Here is a 19,439-nt window from a genome sequence, read left to right as displayed (position 1 = left end):
AAGAGCATCAGATGACCCTTGTCGACGTCCGCACGCCTGATCCGAAACGCTTCATCCCCGGCGCGACCGGCGACTGGGAAGTCATCGTCGGCATGGAAGTCCATGCCCAGGTGCTGTCCAATTCGAAGCTCTTCTCCGGCGCTTCGACGGAGTTCGGCAAGCCGCAGAATTCGAACGTCTCGATGGTCGACGCCGCCATGCCCGGCATGCTGCCCGTCATCAACGAGGAATGCGTCAGGCAGGCGGTTCGCACCGGCCTCGGCCTGAAAGCCCAGATCAACAAGCGCTCGCTGTTTGATCGCAAAAACTATTTCTATCCCGACCTGCCGCAGGGCTATCAGATCTCGCAGTTCAAGGATCCGATCGTCGGCGAGGGCAAGATCGTCATTTCGCTCGGACCGGACCGCCAGGGCCAGTTCGAAGATATCGAGATCGGCATCGAGCGCCTGCATCTGGAGCAGGATGCCGGCAAGTCGATGCATGACCAGCACGCGACCATGTCCTATGTCGATCTGAACCGTTCCGGCGTAGCGCTGATGGAGATCGTCTCCAAGCCCGACATGCGCTCGTCCGACGAGGCCAAGGCTTATATGACCAAGCTGCGCTCGATCGTGCGCTATCTCGGCACCTGCGACGGCAACATGGACGAAGGTTCGATGCGCGCCGACGTCAACGTCTCCGTCCGTCGGCCGGGCGAGGGTTTCGGCACGCGTTGCGAGATCAAGAACGTCAACTCCATCCGTTTCATCGGCCAGGCGATCGAATATGAAGCCCGTCGCCAGATCGGCATTCTGGAGGACGGTGGCAAGATCGATCAGGAGACCCGCCTCTTCGACCCGAACAAGGGCGAGACGCGCTCGATGCGCTCCAAGGAGGATGCGCACGACTATCGTTATTTCCCCGATCCTGATCTGCTGCCGCTCGAATTCGACGATGCCTTCATCAAGGCGCTCGAAGCCGATCTGCCGGAACTGCCTGACGACAAAAAGGAGCGCTTCGTGCGCGAGCTCGGGCTGTCGATCTACGACGCCTCGGTGCTCGTTTCCGAAAAAGCGATCGCCGATTATTTCGAAGCGGTCGCCGCAGGCCGTGACGGGAAGACGGCCGCCAACTGGGTGATCAACGATCTGCTCGGCGCGCTGAACCGCACCGGCAAGGACATCGAGCAGACGCCGGTTTCGCCGGCCCAGCTCGGCGCCATCATCGATCTCATCAAGGCAGAAACCATCTCCGGCAAAATCGCCAAGGATCTCTTCGAGATCGTGCTCAACGAGGGCGGCGATCCCGCCGAGATCGTCGAAGCGCGCGGCATGAAGCAGGTGACGGATACCGGCGCGATCGAAAAGGCCGTCGACGAGATCATCGCCGCCAATCCCGATCAGGTCGAAAAGGTCAAGGCGAAGCCGACCATGGCGGCATGGTTCGTCGGTCAGGTAATGAAGGCGACCGGCGGCAAGGCCAACCCGCAGGCCGTCCAGGCCCTCGTCAAGGCGAAGCTCGGCATCGAGGAGTAAGCGGTGTATTTCGTCCGCACCGCCGGCGAGCGCGACCTGGAGAAGGTGCGCGCCCTCTTGGTGGAGAGCTTTCATGCCACCTATGACAGCCTGCATGGCAGAGCCAAGGTGGCGGATCTGATCACCCATCTCTTTTCGCCGGTGGCGCTGAAGACGCGCCTCGTGCGAAAGGATGCCGAATTCCTCGTTGCCGATGATGGCCGCAATATCGGCGGCATGGGTTATGCGGCCATGTCGCAGCAATTGACGAAGACTGTCATGCTGCATCTCCTCTATGTCGGGCCGGCGCTGCAGCGCCAGGGTATCGGCCGCGATATCTTCGCCGAGCTCGAAACCTGCTTTCCCGATGCGGAGATCATGCGCCTCGAAGTCGAACCGCAGAATGCTGCGGCGATCGCCTTCTATCGCACGCATGGCTTCACCGAGATCGGCCGCAACGAGAATAGTGGAGCCGGACAATCCGGCATTCCGGCATTGGTGTTGGAAAAGCGCTTGGCGGGTTAAACGCCTGTATCGTTGAGTGCCTTGCTATGGTGGGTGTGGTAGGTTTGGAGCAGTTGCATCAGTCGCTCCTTGCTGACGGTAAGACCACCCGTTTCGATGCGCAGTTGCCGAAGATCATTCGTGGCACGTGCGGTATGGAATAGTGAGAACACCGGTTTGCGACCCTGAATGCCGTCTGGTCGGCACCAGACAGCGATTGTATCTCCAGTGCCTTCTGCGTCCGTTCCCGGCGATGCGGACAACAGGTTGCCCAGAACGAGAAAAATTGTTCGCAAAATCCTTTGCGCCAGCGTGGGTGCCGCCGCCTCGATGCGTGCGACTGCCGGCCACGGAATTAATTCTTGCATTAGCCGAAGATCTTTGAAGCCATTTGGACCTATCGCAATGATCGTCTTATTGGATGAAAAGATCAGGACATAAAGATTGCGAAATAGGTAGTACGCAACTGGCGGACCACAGAGGAGGGACAGGAAAAACGAATTCAAAGTCCTATCGAAAATCCCGAAGCCGAAGAAAATTATCACCAGTGTTGATAGTGCAATTCTAAGCCGAATATCCCTGGCGGAGTATCTGACCTCACGGATATCGCTCAAGAACATCCGTCTTTTTCCTTCCGCAACAATCATCGTCCCATTTTTACATAGGTAGAAAAGTTTGATGCCACAAGATTTGAATATCCGTGAAGCTCGCAAGGACGACCTGCCGGCGCTGGTGGCTATGTTTTCGGCCGACGCACTCGGCGGTCACGGCGATACCACGGAAGCTGAAGCCTTTACCGATTACGTCAGGGCCTTCGCCGTCATCGAGGCTTCGCCTGACCAGACGCTTTATGTCGCAGAGCGCGGCGGCAAGGTCGTCGGCACGTTTCAGACGATGGTGACGACCACGCTCACCGGCCGCGGCTCCTCGGCGATGATTATCGAGGCGGTGCAGACACGCGCCGATATGCGCGGGCAGGGGATCGGTGCGCTGATGATCGAATTCGCCATTGCCGAGGCAAAAGGCCGCGGTATCGGGCGGGTAGCGTTGACCTCGAATGCGGTGCGCAAGGATGCCCACCGTTTCTATGAAAGGCTGGGCTTCAAGCCCTCTCATCTCGGCTTCAAGATGGCTTTGAAATGACCATGGCCGTCGTGGAATCGCTGGACAATTCGGCTTGGCGACGGCATAAGCGAGGAAACGAATTCTGGTTTGGCTCGCATCTGGCGGGCACAAGGAAAAGACATGTGGAATCTTCTGGTTCAGACCTTTACCTGGTGGAACGGTCAGACGATGGGCACGCGTTTTGCGACCTGGCGATTTGGCAAGCGCGTCGGCGAGGATGAATTCGGCAACGTCTACTACGAAGGCGGCATGTCCTCCTACGGTCTGCCGAAGCGTTGGGTGATCTACAAGGGTTATGCCGAAGCCTCCGCCATTCCGCCGGGCTGGCATGGCTGGATGCATCATCGCACCGATGTTCCCCCGTCCAAGGAGACCTATGTCGCCAAAGATTGGCAGAAGCCGCACCGGCCCAACCATACCGGTTCGCCGCAGGCCTATCGTCCGCCGGGTTCCATCGCCGTTCCGGGCGAGCGTCCGCGCGTCACCGGCGATTACGACGCCTGGACGCCAGGCAACTGAGACGGCTCGACCGGGCGATCCCAAGACCCGGCTTTTGGCCACAATTGACCTTTACCCGCACGTTGGCCGCGCTTGACCGCGGCTGTGAACTGAAAATGTCTGGAGACGGGTACATATGAAGCTCTTCACGCGGAACATGGTCCTGCGTGCCGCCGGATCGCTGCTGGCGCTCTCGGCCCTGCTTCCACCAGTTGCGGCACATGCCGCACGCATCGAAAATCCGGTTGCCGTCTTTTCCGGCCTCGACAAGATCACCGGCCGCATCACGACCTTCGACGTCTATGTCAACGAGACGGTCCAGTTCGGTGCGCTGCAGGTGACACCGAAGGCCTGTTATTCGCGCGACCAGTCGGAAGCACAGAAGATCGACGGTTTCGTCGAGGTCGACGAGATCACCCTCGACCGCAAGATCCGCCGCATCTTCACCGGCTGGATGTTCGCCGCCAGCCCCGGCCTCAACGCTGTCGAGCACCCGATCTACGACGTCTGGCTGAAAGAATGCAAGGCAAGTTCGGATGTCCCGGCGCCTGACGGCGCCAAGGCGAAGTAACTGCGTCTTTGCTGGTCTGCGGCATCTTCCTCAACCCGGCGTGTGGCATGGGGCGATGTTGTCTGCTGGATTTTACTCTGAAAACGATCCTCAGAACGCCAGATGCGGCGATTCCATCGCCGCGGCAAGCATCGCGGCATAATCGGCCTTCGGAACGTCGATCGCTCCGAACGTCTTCAGGTGCTCGGTGGTGAACTGCGTGTCGAGCAGGGTGAAGCCCCTTTCCCGCAGCCGGTCGACCAGATGCACGAGGCAGATCTTCGAGGCATCTGTCCGGCGCGAAAACATGCTTTCGCCGAAGAAGGCCGAGCCGAGCGAGACGCCGTAGAGGCCGCCGACCAGCTCATTGCCCTCCCAGGCTTCGACGGTATGGGCATGGCCCATGTCGAAGAGCGTCGAATAAAGCGATCTGATCGTCCTGTTGATCCAGGTGCTAGGGCGCCCGGACGTCTCCTCCGCACAGGCGGCGATGACCTGATCGAACGCGTGATCGAAACGGATCTCGAAGGGCTTCTTGCGCACCGCCTTGGCCAGGCTTTTCGACACATGGAAATGGTCGAGCGGCAGCACGCCGCGCAGTTCCGGTTCGACCCAGAAGATCTCCGGGTCGTCGGCGGATTCGGCCATCGGGAACAGGCCGATGGAATAGGCGCGCAGGAGAATGTCAGGGGTTATGCCTGGTGACTTCCTGCGCGATCCTGCCATTCCTGTCCTATGCCGCCGGTGTGTTGGCGAGGTAGTCTTCCAGCCAGTGGATGTCGTAATCGCCGTTGGCGATATCCTGGTTGGAGACGAGATCCTGGAACAGCGGCAGCGTCGTATTGATGCCGTCGACGACGAATTCGTCGAGCGCCCGGCGCAGGCGCATCATGCATTCGACGCGGGTACGGCCGTGCACGATCAGCTTGCCGATGAGGCTGTCGTAATAGGGCGGGATCTTGTAGCCCTGATAGGCGCCGGAATCGATGCGCACGCCGAGGCCGCCCGGCGCGTGGAAATGCGTGATCGTGCCGGGTGAAGGCACGAAGGTGCGCGGGTGCTCGGCATTGATACGGCACTCGATGGCGTGACCGGAAAAATGCACTTCGTCCTGCGTCACCGAGAGACCGCCGCCGGAAGCGACGCGGATCTGCTCGTGCACGAGGTCGATGCCGGTGATCGCTTCGGTGATCGGATGCTCTACCTGCAGGCGGGTGTTCATTTCGATGAAATAGAACTCGCCGTTTTCATAGAGGAATTCGATCGTGCCGGCGCCGCGATATTTCAGCTTCTTCATGGCATCGGCGCAGACCTGGCCGATATTCATACGCTGCTCGACGTTGAGTGCCGGCGAATTCGCCTCTTCCCAGACCTTCTGATGGCGCCGCTGCAGCGAGCAGTCGCGCTCGCCGAGATGGATGGCATTGCCTTCGCCGTCGCCGAACACCTGGATTTCGATGTGGCGTGGCTTGCCGAGATATTTTTCCATGTAGACGGCATCGTTGCCGAAGGCGGCTGCCGCTTCCGTGCGCGCTGTCGACCAGGCCTCGATCAGGTCGGCCTCGCTCTTGGCGACCTTCATGCCGCGTCCGCCGCCGCCGGCCGTGGCCTTGATCAGCACGGGATAGCCGATTTCGGCGGCCGTCTTCAGCGCATCCTCTTCGGTCTTCACTTCGCCGTCCGAGCCCGGAACGACGGGAATGCCGAGCTCGAGCGCCGTCGTCTTGGCGGTGATCTTGTCGCCCATGATGCGGATATGATCCGCCGTCGGCCCAATGAAGGTAATGCCGTGGGCTTCGAGGATATCGGCGAACTTGGCGTTCTCCGACAGAAAGCCGTAGCCCGGATGCACGGCGTCGGCGCCGGTGATCTCGCAGGCGGCGACGATCTGGTGGATGTTGAGATAGCTCTCGCGCGAGGAGGGCGGGCCGATGCAGACACTTTCGTCGGCAAGGCGCACATGCATGGCATCGGCGTCGGCGGTGGAATGAACCACGACGCAGGCGATGCCGAGCTCCTTGCAGGCCCGGAGCACGCGAAGGGCTATTTCCCCGCGATTGGCGATGAGGATTTTCGAAATCATGGGCATCGGCCTATTCGATGACGACGAGGGCTTGGCCGTATTCGACGGGATGTCCGTCATCGACGAGGATCTCGGTCACCTTGCCTGACTTCGGCGAGGGGATCTGATTCATCGTCTTCATCGCTTCGATGATGATCAGCGTCTGGCCCTCCTTGACGGTTGCGCCGACTTCGATGAACGGACGCGCGCCCGGAGCCGGCGCCATGTAGACGGTGCCCACCATCGGTGCATTGACGACATTGGCCGGGTTGCGGCTGGGAGCAGCAGTCGGCGCAGCAACGGCTGCCGCAGCGGCGGCTGCGGGCGCGGCATAACCAGGTGCTGCGATCGGCGCCTGGACATATTGCGGCGTGCCGGCGCGTGAAACGCGGATGCGCAGGTCGTCCTGCTCAACCTCGATCTCCGTCAGATCCGTTTCGTTCAGAATATTGGCGAGATCGCGGATCAGTGCCTGGTCGATACCCGATTTCTTTTCAGCCATGGTGTTGCCCTGTCTTCTTCTTATGCCGTGATGTTCTTCAGCGCTTGGAGCGCCAGGATGTAGCTGTGAGGCCCGAAGCCGCAGATCACGCCTTTGCATGCCGGCGCGATCATCGACTTGTGGCGGAATTCTTCCCGTGCATGCACGTTGGATATGTGGAGCTCGACGACGGGAATGGAAATAGCGCGGATCGCATCATGCAGCGCGACCGATGTATGCGTATAGGCGCCCGCATTGATGGCAACACCGGCGGCCTTTTCGTCGGCCTCATGGAACCAGTCGACGAGCGTGCCTTCGTGGTTGCTCTGGCGGAAGTCGATATCGAGGCCGAGTTCGCGGCCCGCGGCCTTGCAGTCCGCCTCGATGTCCTTGAGCGTCTTGCCGCCATAAATGCCGGGCTCTCGTTTACCCAGCATGTTCAGGTTGGGCCCGTTCAGGACAAAAATCGTTTGCGTCATCGAATGTTCCGTAAAATGTACGACGGCAACCTATAGACTCCGCGAAGGCTGAATGAAAGCCCTTACGGATTGGCCAGCGGCATTCGCGCCACATTTGTCCACATGGTTGAAACACTTCGATTTTGGCGATTTGATGGGCTGCCAGCCGGCGACTGGTTTGCTCAGCAGGCGGTCTTGCCGCAGCTGCGCATGTTCTTGACCTTGGCTTCGAGATCGTCGAGCCCGACGGCGCCGGGAACCAGTTCGTTGCCGATCACATATGACGGCGTGCCGCTGATGCCGAGACTGGAGGCGAGCTGGTAGGTCGCCTGGACGATCCCGTCATTCGGACTCTTTGCCATCTCGGCGCGGATCTTTTCCTCGCTGACGCCGAGCGAAGCGGCGACCGCGACCGCTGTTTCGTCAGAGGCACGGCCTTCGGTGCCGAGAAGGGCGACGTGGAAATCGGCATATTTCTCAGGTGCCAGCTTGCGGAAGGCGTCGGCCACCTTGTGGGCGGCGACAGAATCCGGCCCGAGGATCGGGAATTCCTTGAGGACGAAACGAACGTTCTTGTCCTTCTTCAGCATCGCCTGCATGTCGGGAAGCGCATGGCGGCAGTAGCTGCAATTATAATCGAAGAATTCGACGACAGTGACATCGCCCTTGGGATTGCCGAGCGTGACGTCGTTCTTCGATTCGAAGATGTCGGTGCTGTTCTCTTCGATCGCCATATTGGCCTTCACCGACCGCTGGGTCTCCTGCTTCTTCTGCAGCGCATCCTGGACTTCGAGCATGATCTCGGGGTTCTCGATCAGGTATTGCTTGATGAATTCGCCGAACTCCTTCTTCTGCTGGTCGTCGAGCGCTGCCGCCGGCAGCGGAAGGGCGATCGATGCGGCAAGCGCCAGTGCGGTGAAGGTCTTCGGGAAGAATGCCATGATATCCTCGTCATCGGCGATATGGTCGTCTCCTCATCGAGAAGATCCGTCGCCGGGTTATGGACTTGAATGCGTCGCGTCAAGGTACGGTGCGTTCAGTTCTGCTCAAACCAGAATTTTTCATCCCCACGCGGCCCTCGCGGGATTGTGATGAGCCGATTAATGCGGCAATTGTCGGGCCGTCATTGCAGAAGCTGAGCGAGAAACGATCTTGTTTTCCATATCGAAACGTAGCGAAGTCGAGCCTTTTCACGCCATGGACGTCCTTGCGGAGGCGACGAAGCGGCGTGCGGCCGGCCATCCCGTCATCTCGATGGCAGTTGGCCAGCCCTCGCATCCGGCGCCTCAGGCGGCCCTCGAGGCGGCGCGCGCAGCCCTTGCCGAAGGCCGGATCGGTTATACCGATGCGCTGGGGACGGCACGGCTGAAATCGGCGCTCGCCTGGCACTATAGGGATCGCCACGGCCTGGAGATCGATCCCAAGCGCATCGCCATCACCACCGGTTCCTCGGCCGGCTTCAATCTCGCCTTCCTGTCGCTCTTCGATGCCGGCGATGCGGTGGCGATCGCAAGACCCGGTTATCCCGCCTATCGCAATATCCTCGGCGCGCTGGGCCTGAAGGTTCTCGAAGTGCCCGTAACGGCCGAGACCCACTTCACCCTGACGCCGCAAAGCCTCGAAGCGGCGCAGAAGGAAAGCGGCATGAGGTTGAAAGGCGTGCTGCTCGCAAGCCCCGCCAACCCGACCGGCACAGTGACCGGCCGCGAGGGGCTGAAGGCGCTTTCGGATTACTGCGCGGCCCATTCCATCGCCTTCATCTCCGATGAAATCTACCACGGGCTGACCTTCGCCGGCGAGGAGGCGAGCGCGCTGGAGCTGACCGACGAGGCGATCGTCATCAACTCCTTCTCCAAATATTATTGCATGACCGGCTGGCGAATCGGCTGGATGGTGCTTCCCGAGCGCCTGGTTCGGCCGATCGAGCGGGTGGCGCAGAGCCTCTATATTTCCCCACCCGAGCTTTCCCAGATCGCCGCCACGGCCGCTCTCAGCGCCGGCGGCGATCTCGATCGTTACAAGGCCAGTTACGCCGCCAACCGCGATTTGCTGATGCGGCGACTGCCGCAGATCGGGTTTTCGATCGCCTCGCCGATGGACGGGGCCTTTTACGCCTATCTCGACGTCACCCGCTTCAGCAATGACAGCATGGGCTTTGCCAAACGTATGCTCGCGGAAATCGACGTCGCCGCAACGCCCGGTCTCGATTTCGATCCGCTGGAGGGAAATCGAACGCTGCGTCTGTCCTATGCGGGCTCGCAGGCAGAGATCGCCGAGGCGGTGGAGCGAATCGCAGCCTGGCTGAAGTAGCGTCCGCCGCCGGGCAAGCGGCAGTGCGCTGTCCAATCCTCAGCTGCGCGACGAAAACAGCGAGGCTAGCGTCGAAGACGGTTTGTTGTTCAGCCGCGGCACCACGACGAGCTGCTTGATGTCGCCGCGCTTGTAGGCGGCGAGGAAGCGGCGGTAATCCTTGAAGGAGACGCAGCCGTTGGAATCGCCGTTCTTGCCGAGCATGTAGGTGTGGGCAAGCAGGCCGACACGGTCATAGATGGCGTCCGAACCCTCGATCGGTGTCAGCCGCAGCGCCTCGACGCCGTGGAAAAGGCTCTCGCGCATGGTAAGAACGTAGGTGTGCGGCGGCGTCGGTCCATGCATCTTCTTGTTGGCGAAACGCGGCTTGTCGCGCATCTTGCCGAGCCCGGAATGGGCCTCGAGCCGCTCGCCGTTCGGCAGATAGACGGTGCTGTTTTCGATATCGTAGATCGCCACGCCGGCGCGCAGCTTCGGCGAGAAGACCGGCTTGTCGTAGCGCGGTACTGCATCGTCCTCGATCGGCGCGTTCGGCTGGGCGTAGGCAAGCACAGGCTCGCCAGAGCGCTCAGACCCCTTGGAGAGCGGTGTCGGTTTGCCGACGAGTCCGTCAGGCCGCGCCATCGGCAGCGGCACCGAACCTTCGTCCGGCGCCAGCACGAGATCGAAGGGTGGCGCATCTTCCGCGGCGGCGACGATCACCGGAGCTGGCTCCGATGCGGGAATGGAGGCCGTTTTGAGAGGAGATGCGGTTGGCTCGACCGGAGCCGGCGCGATTTGCCGGGATCCGGCATCGGCAAGTGCCAGCAGGGTCGGGAGTTCTGCTGCGGCGACGGCTTCTTTCGAGGGAACGATGATCCGGTCGCCGTCGTCTTCTTCCGTCTCTGCCGAGGCGAACTCGACCGCCGCCGCGATTACGTCGTCCTTGCGGAATTTGGCGCTGTCGGAGATCGCCGCCACGACCGGCTGTTCGGCAGCCATGGCGAGCCGATTGTTTTTGGCGAGAACTGCAAGCGCCGATGCAGCGGCGGCGGTCTTTTCGGCATGGGATTGAATGAGGTTCGCCGTCAGCGGGACCTTCGGCTTCGCATCGAAGGCTGTCAGCCGGTCAGCCTTGCCGACATGGATCAGCCTCTCATGGCGCGGTGAAGGCGCCACCTTCGGCGCAGCCGCCACCTGTGCCAGGCGATCCGGCGGAGAATAGGGAGCGGCTATCGAGTGCATCGTCGCGAAGGTCGTGATCAGCCATGTGGAGGTCAGAAATCCGGCACCGACAACACCGTAAAGGAAACTGCGAGATCTGCGCCAACGGAAAGCAGATCCGCCAAGAGGGGTGACGTCATCGAACGTCCCGACCGCACACGCCATACTACACTCGTCTTTCAAACTCGCTACGCAGGCCGGCGGCACTGACTGATACACTTCGCCGGGGGCCGGTACAGGCGCAAATGGGCCGAATTTAGACCAACCGCGACTTCCGACTGTCTCGCAAGGATGACGAATTATGGTTTCTAATTTGTTTACGCGGCGCTGCAGTTTCTTACGACGCCTCAAAAAGAGATGTGTTTGGGCCTTCTCAGGCGCGCTCCATCACATAACTTCCGGGCGCTTCCTCGATGGCGTTCAACGCATCGCCACCGGGTTTGCGGGCCGGCACGCGCCTGCCGTCATGCGTCTCGATCCAGGCCTGCCAATGCGGCCACCATGAGCCTGGGGTCTCCGTCGCCTGTTCGAGCCAGGTCTCGTAGTCTCCCTTTGCGGGGCCGCCCGTCCAGAATTGATACTTCTTCCTGTCGGGCGGATTGACCACGCCGGCGATGTGCCCGGAGCCGGTCACGACGAATTCCACCTTGCCGCCGAAGAACCGGCTGCCGAGGAAGACGGACTTGGCAGGTGCGATGTGATCCTCGCGGGTGGCGAGATTATAGATCGGGATCTTGACGTCCTTCAGCGACACGGACTTGCCGTCGAGGATCATCTCGTTCTGCGTCAGCGCATTCTTGAGATAGCAATTGCGCAGGTAGAAGGCATGGTTTGCCGCCGCCATGCGGGTCGAATCTGCGTTCCAGAACAACAGGTCGAAGGGCAGGGGATCCTGACCCTTGAGGTAGTTGTTGACGAAATAAGGCCAGATCAGCTCGGAGGCGCGCAGCATGTTGAAGGCCATCGACATCTTCGTGCCATCGAGATAGCCGGCCGCCTGCATATGCTCTTCGAGCGCTTCAAGCTGCTCCTCGTCGACGAAGATTTTGAGGTCACCGGCATGGGTGAAGTCGACCTGGGTGGTGAAGAGTGTGGCGGTCTTGATGCGCTTGTTCTTCTCCTTGGCATGCAGTGCCAGTGTTGCCGCAAGCAGCGTGCCGCCGACGCAGTAGCCGACGGCGTTGACGTCCTTCTCGCCGGTCGCCTTCTCGACCGTTGCCAGCGCGAAATCGATGCCCTCGCGGGCATAGGCCGCCCAGTCCTTATCGGCGTGGCGCGCATCCGGGTTGACCCAGGAAATGACGAAGACCGTCTGCCCCTGGTCGACGCACCATTTGATGAAGGATTTTTGCGGGTTGAGGTCGAGAATATAGAACTTGTTGATCCAGGGCGGGCAGATCAAAAGCGGCCGCTTCAGCACCGTTTCGGTCGAAGCCTCGTACTGGATGATCTGGCAGATGTCGTTCTGGGCGATCACCTTGCCGGGCGTCAGCGCCATATCGCGGCCGACGGCGAATTTCGTCATGTCGGTCTGGCGAAGGCGAAGATCGCCATGTCCGGCAGCGATATCCTCGGCCAGCATCTTCATCCCGCGCACCAGATTGGCGCCGCTGGTCGCGATCGTCTCGCGGTAGAGCTGCGGATTGGTGACAATGAAGTTGGTCGGCGAAAGCGCCGCCGTGATCTGCTTCACGTAGAAGCCGGCCTTGTGTTTGGTGTGCTCGTCGAGGCCCTCGGTCTCCGACACCATCTTTTCTACCCAGTCGGTCGTGACGAAATAGACCTGGCGGAGAAAATCGAAGAATGGATTCTTCTCCCAGTCCTCGTCCGAGAAACGCTTGTCCTTGCGGGTGTCCGGCTCGGGAGGCGTGGGATCGCCCTGCACGCCGCGCGTGCCTTGCATGCGCTGCATCGAGCGCATCCAGATGCCGAAGAACGAGGACATCAGCTGCGTCTGTGCCTCGAAGGTGCGGCGCGGATCGGAAATCCAGTATTCGGTGACCTTGGAAAGCGTCTTGACCATGTCGGTCATCGGATCGGCGGCGCTTTCGCTGATCTCGCCGCGTTCGCGCGGCGCAAGCCAGGCAGATGCTGCTTGTCCGAGATTTTCGAGCGCCCGAGCGAAATTCATCGCCATGGCCTCAGGATCCTTCAGCAGATAGGGATCGAGATCGGTCGCGTCGAAGCCGGCCTTTTCGCCATTCTTTTGGCCGCCATTCTCCTGCTTGCTGTCGGTCACCATTTCCTCCGGCGGCGGCACCACTCTTTTTATCCATTCGTTGTACATCGTGATCGAACGAGAAAACAAGTTCCACCCGCATCGGCTCATGCTATTGCTTTGTGGCTGCGACAAATTTAACAGTCGAAGCAGTCAAAACTGGATTTTTGAGGCATGACGAAGAACGGCATTCGGCGCATCGCAACCTTCAACCGCACCGCACTGATCTGCGCCGCGGCGGCGATGGCCCTTGCCGGATGCAATCTGACGGCGGAACAAAAAGCCGCAGCCGCCGCCAAGCGAGCGGCGCCGACCGCCGTCGTCATGCCGGCCACCAAGGGCGAGGCGGCCGAGGGCGGCCTTGCAAAATACCCGGACGGCTATCCGAATTTCGGCGCGCCGCTGACCGCCGCCAATGTGCAGATGAGCGACGAGCAGGCGGCTGACCTGCAGCATCAGCTGACGGCACTTGCCGCCCGGCGCAAGGCGGGCGCGCTTTCGGAAGCCGAATATCAGGCCAAGGTCGCGGAAATGCGGCGTCTCGCCGCCGAGCACGGCACCGATACGCTGTCTGAAATCTCCAAATAGACCTTGCCTTTCAGGCAATTTGGACGCAAAGCCTTCGGCAAGGATCGGAAGATACAATTTTCCCGATAAAGCGCGTTACGCGGCCTTTCCGTCAAAGATTCGCCGCGTCGCTTGGGTCTGATGAATACGGCGTTGCGATTCTGAAGTTCGTGTCGCAGCCGCCGGGAGACGGAACGAACTTCGACTGCGGCCCGAAATGCCGCCTTTCCATGGGGAATGAGATGGAAGAGTTTCACAAAGTCCGGCGTTTGCCGCCTTATGTTTTCGAACAGGTCAACCGTTTGAAGGCAAGCGCGCGAGCGGGCGGCGCCGATATCATCGATCTCGGCATGGGAAACCCCGACCTTCCCACTCCCCAGTCGATCGTCGACAAGCTGTGTGAGGTCGTGCAGGATCCGCGCACGCATCGCTATTCCTCTTCCAAGGGCATTCCGGGCCTGCGCCGCGCCCAGGCCGCCTATTATGCCCGCCGTTTCGGCGTCAAGCTCAACCCGGATACCCAGGTGGTTGCCACCTTGGGCTCCAAGGAAGGCTTCGCCAACATGGCGCAGGCAATCACCGCGCCTGGCGACGTGATCCTCTGCCCGAACCCTACCTATCCGATCCACGCCTTCGGCTTCCTGATGGCGGGCGGCGTGATCCGTTCCATGTCGGTGGAGCCGGATGCGAGCTTCTTCGAACCGCTCGAACGTGCCGTCCGGCATTCGATCCCGAAGCCCTTGGCGCTGATCCTCAACTATCCCTCGAACCCGACGGCTTTTGTCGCGACGCTCGATTTCTACAAGGACGTCATCGCCTTCGCCAAGAAGCACGACATCATCGTGCTCTCCGACCTTGCCTATTCGGAAATCTACTTCGACGGCTCTCCGCCGCCGTCGGTTCTCGAAGTGCCGGGTGCAATGGACGTGAGCGTCGAGTTCACCTCGATGTCGAAGACCTTTTCCATGCCCGGCTGGCGCATGGGCTTTGCCGTTGGCAACGAGCGGCTGATCGCGGCGCTCACCCGCGTCAAGTCCTATCTCGACTACGGCGCCTTCACGCCGATCCAGGTGGCGGCGACGCATGCGCTGAACGGCGATGGTTCCGACATTGCGGAAGTCCGCAACGTCTATAAGCGCCGCCGCGACGTCATGGTCGAAAGCTTCGGCAAGGCCGGGTTCGACGTGCCGCCGCCGGCTGCGACGATGTTCGCCTGGGCGAAGATCCCGGAAAAGTTCCGCCATCTCGGTTCGCTGGAATTCTCCAAGCTGCTGGTCGAGAAGGCCGACGTCGCCGTTGCCCCGGGCATCGGCTTCGGCGAAATGGGCGACGACTACGTCCGTCTGGCCCTTGTCGAAAACGAACACCGCATCCGCCAGGCTGCGCGCAACATCAAGAAGTTCATGTCGACGGCAGACGAGACGATGCACAATGTCATCTCGCTGAATGCACACCGCTAATCCAACCGTTGGGCAGCCGCGTCATGCGGCTGCCGCCACACAGACATTTCAGGATCGATCCATGGCAGATGCCCTCAAAATCGGCATTGCGGGCTTGGGCACCGTTGGCGCCTCGCTTGTCCGCATCATTCAGCAGAAAAGCAACGAGCTTGCCGTCACCTGCGGGCGTCCGATCACCATCACGGCGGTCTCCGCGCGTGACAGGGCAAGGGACCGCGGCATCGATCTTTCCGCTGTTACCTGGTTCGACCGGCCGGAGGAGCTTGCCGAAAAGGGCGATATCGACGTCTTTGTCGAGCTGATGGGCGGCGCCGAAGGGGCGGCCAACATCTCCGTGCGCACCGCACTCCAGCGTGGTCTCCATGTCGTGACAGCCAACAAGGCGCTGCTTGCCTATCACGGCGTCGAGCTTGCGACGATCGCCGAGGAGAAGGGGTCGCTGCTGAACTTCGAGGCGGCAGTCGCCGGCGGCATCCCAGTCATCAAGGCGCTGCGTGAATCGCTGACGGGCAATTCCGTCTCGCGCATCTATGGCATCATGAACGGCACCTGCAATTACATCCTGACCAAGATGGAGAAGGAGGGGCTTTCCTTCGCCGAATGCCTGAAGGAGGCGCAGCGGCTGGGTTATGCCGAGGCCGATCCGGCCTTCGATATCGAGGGCAACGACACGGCCCACAAGCTTTCCATCCTGACGACGCTCGCCTTCGGCAATCAGATCGCGGCCGACGACATCTATCTCGAAGGCATCGCCAACATCTCGATCGAGGATATCCACGCCGCTGCCGAACTCGGTTATCGCATCAAGCTCTTGGGCGTTGCCCAGCGCACCGATACCGGCATCGAGCAGCGCGTCCATCCCACAATGGTGCCGGTCGATTCGGTCATCGCCCAGGTCGACGGCGTCACCAATGCAGTGGCGATCGAATCCGACGTGCTCGGCGAACTGCTGATGGTCGGCCCTGGTGCCGGCGGCAATGCCACGGCCTCGTCGGTGCTTGGCGATATCGCCGATATCGCCAAGAGCCAGCCGGGCGCCCAGCGCGTGCCGGTGCTCGGCCATCCCGCAGCGACGCTGGAACCCTACCGCAAGGCGCAGATGCAGAGCCACGAGGGCGGCTATTTCATCCGCCTGACCGTGCTCGACCGCACCGGCGTCTTTGCCAGCGTCGCAACCCGTATGGCCGAAAACAACATCTCGCTGGAATCGATCGTCCAGCGCTCCAAGCAGCACCTGGCGCCATCGCACCACCAGACGATCATTCTCGTCACGCATGCGACGATGGAAGAGTCGGTGCGTAAGGCCGTCGCCTCGATCAAGTCGGAAGGTTACCTCTTCGGCGAGCCGCAGGTGATTCGCATCGAGCGGCCGAAAGAGGAAGGCTGACCTCTTTTTTTTGCCACAATCCGGGATAGCTGACCCGCTCTGTGCACGCAGAGCGGGTTTTTTTATTGCCTGTTTAGCCGCTCTCACGAAAACTTATATTAACAGATACCGAAACATTGATATAAATAAGCCGGGAGAGGGAGTCGCCGGCTTTGGAGAATTTCGTGAACAAGGACAGCCATGCCGGGAAGGGGTATGGTCGCCCGGAAGAGGAACCTCCCGATCACCCTGGTGTGTTTGAGGACGTTCCCGAGACGAACCGTGATGAGGTTCGTGACCACCGCTCCGACGAGGCCTCGAATGAGGCCTACGACGACGAAAGCCCGGAAGGCCGTAACTGGGCCATTCTTCTCACTCTCTTCTCCGTTATCCTGGTGCAACTGGCCGGCATCGCCCTGATCGTCTGGGCGGTATTCTAAAGCGTGTCGTGATCTTTCAGATTCGCTCTCGCGCTTTAGGTCTTTATTTTTACGCATGTCGTTGTCGCAAAATCGCTGCACACTTTTGTTTTGCGCGACATGCTTTGGTAAAAATCCGTGTCTGCAAATCCATCGCTATGTTATCTCCGCTGCTCCTGTAGAAAGAGCAGATGCAGTCAGCGGAGTGTGGCATGGCAGATCTCGTCGACCCGGTACAGCGCGCATTTCTCGGCGTGGAGAAATCCGCGCTCGACAATCGCTGGGTCGCACGGCTCGACCAGGCCGGGCAGAACCGCGCGCTGGCCATGTCGCAGATCCATGGATTACCGGATCTGATCGCCCGGGTGCTCGCCGGGCGCGGCGTGACGGTAGACGAGGCGATCGAATTCCTCGACCCGACGATCCGCAGCCTGATGCCCGATCCCCATAGGCTGACCGACTGCGAAAAGGCCGCGACCCGCCTCCTGCGCGCGATCGAGCGCGGCGAGAGCGTCGCGATCTTCGGCGACTACGACGTCGACGGCGCAGCCTCCTCGGCGCTGATGTTTCGCTTTCTCAGCCATTTCGGCGTCAGGGCGAACATCTATATTCCCGACCGCGTCTTCGAAGGTTACGGTCCCAACCCGGCGGCGATCAACCAGTTGATCGATAACGGCGCTCAGCTGATCGTCACCGTCGATTGCGGCTCCACCAGCCACGAGGCGCTGGCCGCCGCTGCCGCGCGCAACATCGATGTCGTCGTCATCGATCACCACCAGGTGACACATGAATTGCCGCCCTGCCATGCGCTGGTCAACCCGAACCGCGAGGACGACCTCTCGGGGCAGGGGCATCTTTGCGCCGCCGGCGTCGTCTTCATGGTGCTGGTCGCGACACTCCGGCTGCTGCGTGCGGCCGGCAACAAGCGCATCTTGGCGATCGACCTGCTGCAATGGCTTGACATCGTGGCACTTGCGACGGTCTGCGATGTCGTGCCGCTGAAGGGCCTTAACCGCGCCTATGTGGTGAAGGGGCTGGTCGCTGCCCGCCACCAGAGCAATGCAGGGCTTGCCGCACTCTTCCGCAAGGCGGGGCTCGCGGGTCCCGTGACACCCTATCATTTCGGCTTCCTGATCGGCCCGCGCATCAATGCCGGCGGGCGGATCGGCGACGCGGCACTCGGAAGCCGGCTGCTGACGCTCGACGACGCCGGAGAGGCGGATGTGATCGCGCAGCGCCTGGACGAGCTCAATCGCGAACGCCAGGCGATGGAGACGATCATGCTGCAGGAGGCCGAAGCCGAGGCGTTTGCCGAATATGGCGACGGCGAGGGTGCGTCCGTCATCGTCACCGCCCATGAGAAATGGCATCCCGGCATCGTCGGGCTGATTGCGGCGCGGCTGAAGGAAAAATTCAAACGGCCCGCTTTCGCGATCGCCTTCGATCCTTCCGGCCGCGGCACCGGCTCGGGCCGCTCGATCAACGGCTTCGACATGGGCAGGATGGTCCGGGCTGCGGTCGACGAGGGTCTGCTCGTCAAAGGCGGCGGCCACGCCATGGCCGCAGGCCTAACGGTCGAGCGCGCCGATCTCGGCAGGCTGAGGACCTTCTTCACCGAGAAGGCCGAGAGGACGGTGGCCAATCTCGTCGCCAACGAAACGCTGAAGATCGACGGTGCGATCGGCGCAAGCGGCGCCACGCTCGAGCTCATCGACCGCCTGGAGGCCGCCGGCCCCTATGGCTCTGGCCACGCACAGCCGCTCTTTGCCATACCGGCGCATAGGGTGCGCGATGCCCGCCTGGTCGGCGAGAAACATGTGAAGGTGACGCTGGAGGCCATGGACGGATCGCGGCTCGACGGCATCGCCTTCCGCGCCGCCGATACGGCGCTCGGCAATCTTCTCATCAATTCGCGCGGCGCCAGCCTGCATGTCGCCGGTTCGCTCGGTGCCGATCATTACCAGGGCGCACGCCGCATCCAGCTCCGCGTCTGCGATGCTGCGCCGGCGAAATGAAATGGCCGCGCGCGCTGACGATGGAAAGTGTCAAAGGGAAAGAAAGTGGTACGCCCTAGGGGAGTCGAACCCCTCTTCCCAGAATGAAAATCTGGTGTCCTAACCGATAGACGAAGGGCGCTTCCTTCGTGGTGGCGCCCTTATAGTCAGCGCCTTCGAAGGCCGCAAGCGCCAAGGCGCGAAAAAATCATCGTTTTCGCCGATTTATTTGCTGCTGTGGAAAACATTGTATCGTGAGGTGACGGAGCCGGGAAGATAAGCCAGCGGGCTGGTTTGGGGGCGATTGCGCAAACCTGATGGTACGCCCTAGGGGAGTCGAACCCCTCTTTACAGAATGAGAATCTGTCGTCCTAACCGATAGACGAAGGGCGCAGGCAGCATCGTTAAAATAGGAGCGCGCGCCGGCTTCTGCAAGCGGAAGTGTTGGCTTCTATATCGAGAGAAAGTGGTACGCCCTAGGGGAGTCGAACCCCTCTTCCCAGAATGAAAATCTGGTGTCCTAACCGATAGACGAAGGGCGCTTCCTTCGTGGTGGCGCCCTTATAGTCAGGCGTTTTGAATCCCGCAAGCGGAATTGCGGTTTTCTTTCAAAAAAATGACAGGAAATCCGAGTGTGTTCGAGAAGCTGATTATTGAAGCTGAATCAATAGGCTGCCGCTTGTTTCTTTAACGAGACGAGGCGGTGTTTCCGTAACGTAATGCGAAAATCG

19 protein-coding genes and 3 tRNA genes are annotated in these 19,439 nt (G+C 60.8%); 11 read left to right on the top strand and 11 right to left on the bottom strand.

Annotation, left to right across the window (positions count from 1 at the left end):
* Positions 1–11: 11 nt before the first annotated feature.
* Together gatB and RWJ89_RS09420 are read left to right on the top strand one after the other, a co-directional pair.
* Positions 12–1,514, top strand: a complete 1,503-nt coding sequence (gene gatB, locus RWJ89_RS09425) for an Asp-tRNA(Asn)/Glu-tRNA(Gln) amidotransferase subunit GatB (RefSeq protein ID WP_151519247.1) — start codon at positions 12–14, stop codon at positions 1,512–1,514.
* A gap of 3 nt (positions 1,515–1,517) precedes the next feature.
* The gene (locus tag RWJ89_RS09420; protein ID WP_151519248.1) at positions 1,518–2,018 is read left to right on the top strand and encodes a GNAT family N-acetyltransferase; all 501 of its coding nucleotides are present in this window, start codon (positions 1,518–1,520) and stop codon (positions 2,016–2,018) included.
* On the opposite strand, the gene RWJ89_RS09415 is transcribed toward RWJ89_RS09420, so the two are convergent.
* The gene (locus RWJ89_RS09415) at positions 2,015–2,617 is read right to left on the bottom strand and encodes a hypothetical protein (RefSeq protein ID WP_316030866.1); all 603 of its coding nucleotides are present in this window, start codon (positions 2,615–2,617) and stop codon (positions 2,015–2,017) included. The genes RWJ89_RS09420 and RWJ89_RS09415 overlap by 4 nt on opposite strands.
* A 58-nt stretch (positions 2,618–2,675) precedes the next feature.
* On the opposite strand from RWJ89_RS09415, the gene RWJ89_RS09410 reads away from it, so the two are divergent.
* The 3 genes from RWJ89_RS09410 to RWJ89_RS09400 all read left to right on the top strand — a co-directional run bounded on the left by RWJ89_RS09410 (position 2,676) and on the right by RWJ89_RS09400 (position 4,191).
* Positions 2,676–3,140 (top strand): GNAT family N-acetyltransferase, encoded by a 465-nt coding sequence (locus RWJ89_RS09410; protein WP_025394367.1) that lies wholly within the window; start codon positions 2,676–2,678, stop codon positions 3,138–3,140.
* Between the two features lie 102 nt (positions 3,141–3,242).
* The gene (locus RWJ89_RS09405; RefSeq protein WP_131663908.1) at positions 3,243–3,641 is read left to right on the top strand and encodes an NADH:ubiquinone oxidoreductase subunit NDUFA12; all 399 of its coding nucleotides are present in this window, start codon (positions 3,243–3,245) and stop codon (positions 3,639–3,641) included.
* A gap of 115 nt (positions 3,642–3,756) precedes the next feature.
* Positions 3,757–4,191, top strand: coding sequence for a DUF2155 domain-containing protein (locus RWJ89_RS09400; protein WP_077981141.1), 435 nt, complete (start codon positions 3,757–3,759; stop codon positions 4,189–4,191).
* Between the two features lie 90 nt (positions 4,192–4,281).
* Here RWJ89_RS09400 and aat read toward each other — a convergent pair whose 3' ends face one another.
* The 5 genes from aat to RWJ89_RS09375 all read right to left on the bottom strand — a co-directional run bounded on the left by aat (position 4,282) and on the right by RWJ89_RS09375 (position 8,112).
* Positions 4,282–4,896 carry a leucyl/phenylalanyl-tRNA--protein transferase gene (aat, locus tag RWJ89_RS09395; RefSeq protein ID WP_151519249.1) on the bottom strand — a complete coding sequence of 205 codons (615 nt, stop codon included), beginning with the start codon at positions 4,894–4,896 and terminating at the stop codon, positions 4,282–4,284.
* A gap of 7 nt (positions 4,897–4,903) precedes the next feature.
* Positions 4,904–6,259 (bottom strand): acetyl-CoA carboxylase biotin carboxylase subunit, encoded by a 1,356-nt coding sequence (accC, locus tag RWJ89_RS09390; RefSeq protein ID WP_025394370.1) that lies wholly within the window; start codon positions 6,257–6,259, stop codon positions 4,904–4,906.
* 4 nt (positions 6,260–6,263) lie between these two features.
* On the bottom strand, positions 6,264–6,734 hold the full coding sequence (gene accB, locus RWJ89_RS09385) for an acetyl-CoA carboxylase biotin carboxyl carrier protein (protein ID WP_131640211.1): 471 nt from the start codon (positions 6,732–6,734) through the stop codon (positions 6,264–6,266).
* A 20-nt stretch (positions 6,735–6,754) separates the two neighbouring features.
* The gene (gene aroQ, locus RWJ89_RS09380) at positions 6,755–7,192 is read right to left on the bottom strand and encodes a type II 3-dehydroquinate dehydratase (RefSeq protein WP_131640210.1); all 438 of its coding nucleotides are present in this window, start codon (positions 7,190–7,192) and stop codon (positions 6,755–6,757) included.
* A gap of 161 nt (positions 7,193–7,353) precedes the next feature.
* Entirely contained in the window at positions 7,354–8,112 is a 759-nt protein-coding gene (locus RWJ89_RS09375; RefSeq protein WP_221945923.1) for a DsbA family protein, read from the bottom strand.
* Between the two features lie 211 nt (positions 8,113–8,323).
* Here RWJ89_RS09375 and RWJ89_RS09370 point away from each other — a divergent pair, with 211 nt between their 5' ends.
* On the top strand, positions 8,324–9,481 hold the full coding sequence (locus tag RWJ89_RS09370) for a pyridoxal phosphate-dependent aminotransferase (RefSeq protein ID WP_221945924.1): 1,158 nt from the start codon (positions 8,324–8,326) through the stop codon (positions 9,479–9,481).
* A gap of 39 nt (positions 9,482–9,520) precedes the next feature.
* On the opposite strand, the gene RWJ89_RS09365 is transcribed toward RWJ89_RS09370, so the two are convergent.
* Both RWJ89_RS09365 and RWJ89_RS09360 read right to left on the bottom strand, forming a co-directional pair.
* Positions 9,521–10,849 carry a DUF2778 domain-containing protein gene (locus tag RWJ89_RS09365; RefSeq protein ID WP_222061584.1) on the bottom strand — a complete coding sequence of 443 codons (1,329 nt, stop codon included), beginning with the start codon at positions 10,847–10,849 and terminating at the stop codon, positions 9,521–9,523.
* Between the two features lie 208 nt (positions 10,850–11,057).
* Positions 11,058–12,926 (bottom strand): PHA/PHB synthase family protein, encoded by a 1,869-nt coding sequence (locus RWJ89_RS09360; protein ID WP_221999145.1) that lies wholly within the window; start codon positions 12,924–12,926, stop codon positions 11,058–11,060.
* A gap of 150 nt (positions 12,927–13,076) precedes the next feature.
* On the opposite strand from RWJ89_RS09360, the gene RWJ89_RS09355 reads away from it, so the two are divergent.
* The 5 genes from RWJ89_RS09355 (at position 13,077) to recJ (ending at position 18,729) form a co-directional block, all read left to right on the top strand.
* Positions 13,077–13,490 (top strand): hypothetical protein, encoded by a 414-nt coding sequence (locus tag RWJ89_RS09355; protein ID WP_017960242.1) that lies wholly within the window; start codon positions 13,077–13,079, stop codon positions 13,488–13,490.
* Positions 13,491–13,711: 221 nt separating this feature from the next.
* Positions 13,712–14,929 carry an LL-diaminopimelate aminotransferase gene (locus RWJ89_RS09350; protein WP_026265221.1) on the top strand — a complete coding sequence of 406 codons (1,218 nt, stop codon included), beginning with the start codon at positions 13,712–13,714 and terminating at the stop codon, positions 14,927–14,929.
* A 61-nt stretch (positions 14,930–14,990) separates the two neighbouring features.
* Entirely contained in the window at positions 14,991–16,316 is a 1,326-nt protein-coding gene (locus tag RWJ89_RS09345) for a homoserine dehydrogenase (RefSeq protein WP_168281802.1), read from the top strand.
* A 164-nt stretch (positions 16,317–16,480) separates the two neighbouring features.
* A complete protein-coding gene (locus RWJ89_RS09340; protein WP_131640203.1) occupies positions 16,481–16,735 on the top strand; it encodes a hypothetical protein in 255 nt (84 codons plus the stop codon).
* A 191-nt stretch (positions 16,736–16,926) separates the two neighbouring features.
* The gene (gene recJ, locus RWJ89_RS09335) at positions 16,927–18,729 is read left to right on the top strand and encodes a single-stranded-DNA-specific exonuclease RecJ (protein ID WP_131663917.1); all 1,803 of its coding nucleotides are present in this window, start codon (positions 16,927–16,929) and stop codon (positions 18,727–18,729) included.
* A 46-nt stretch (positions 18,730–18,775) separates the two neighbouring features.
* Here the strand turns inward: recJ and RWJ89_RS09330 are convergent.
* The 3 genes from RWJ89_RS09330 to RWJ89_RS09320 all read right to left on the bottom strand — a co-directional run bounded on the left by RWJ89_RS09330 (position 18,776) and on the right by RWJ89_RS09320 (position 19,250).
* Positions 18,776–18,850: transfer RNA gene (locus tag RWJ89_RS09330), tRNA-Glu, on the bottom strand.
* 176 nt (positions 18,851–19,026) lie between these two features.
* Positions 19,027–19,101 (bottom strand) — tRNA-Glu (locus tag RWJ89_RS09325).
* 74 nt (positions 19,102–19,175) lie between these two features.
* Positions 19,176–19,250 (bottom strand) — tRNA-Glu (locus RWJ89_RS09320).
* Positions 19,251–19,439 lie beyond the last annotated feature (189 nt).

Origin of the sequence: Rhizobium sp. 10PS4 (genome assembly GCF_032464805.1) — a bacterium.
Lineage (GTDB): Bacteria > Pseudomonadota > Alphaproteobacteria > Rhizobiales > Rhizobiaceae > Rhizobium > Rhizobium laguerreae.
Note: the sequence above shows the minus strand (reverse complement) of the source record. Positions and strands in the feature narration are given on the sequence as shown.